1 protein-coding gene is annotated in these 421 nt (G+C 38.2%); it reads right to left on the bottom strand.

The genetic code is table 11. From position 1 onward, the window contains the following. Positions 1-330: LysR family transcriptional regulator (locus SB658_RS22035; protein WP_410602318.1), on the bottom strand; the 330-nt coding region annotated here is incomplete at its 3' end. Positions 331-421 lie beyond the last annotated feature (91 nt).

Raw genomic sequence — 421 nt, 5'->3', positions numbered from 1 at the left:
CGTTAAAATGTGAGGAAGCCGGTAGGTGCATTGTGTTTCAGATGCACATATTCTCAAAATGCCGCTTGGCTCATTCATCCCGCCAACAGCCTCTAATGCTTCCCCTGTTAAACCTAAAATTTTATCCGTATATTGTTGAAATTGTTTGCCAGCTTCTGTTAAGATCACCCTTTTTCCAAGCCTTTCAAATAGAGGGGTTCCTAGCTCTTCTTCCAATGCCACAATATTTGCTGTGATGCTAGATTGAGCATAACCAAGCATTTGTGCAGTTTTTGTAAAGTTTAATACTTTTGATGCTGTTTGGAACATCATTAGTTGTTTGATCTCCAACTTCAAGCCTCCCTAAATCGGATGCACCGATTGATATCATCAGAAAACCTCTATAGATTGATCATAACATTTTTACTATCATAAAAGTAAG

The sequence above is a fragment of the Bacillus sp. SIMBA_008 genome (assembly GCF_046535495.1).
GTDB lineage: Bacteria > Bacillota > Bacilli > Bacillales > Bacillaceae > Bacillus > Bacillus subtilis.
This window is presented reverse-complemented; position numbering and strand designations above follow the sequence as displayed.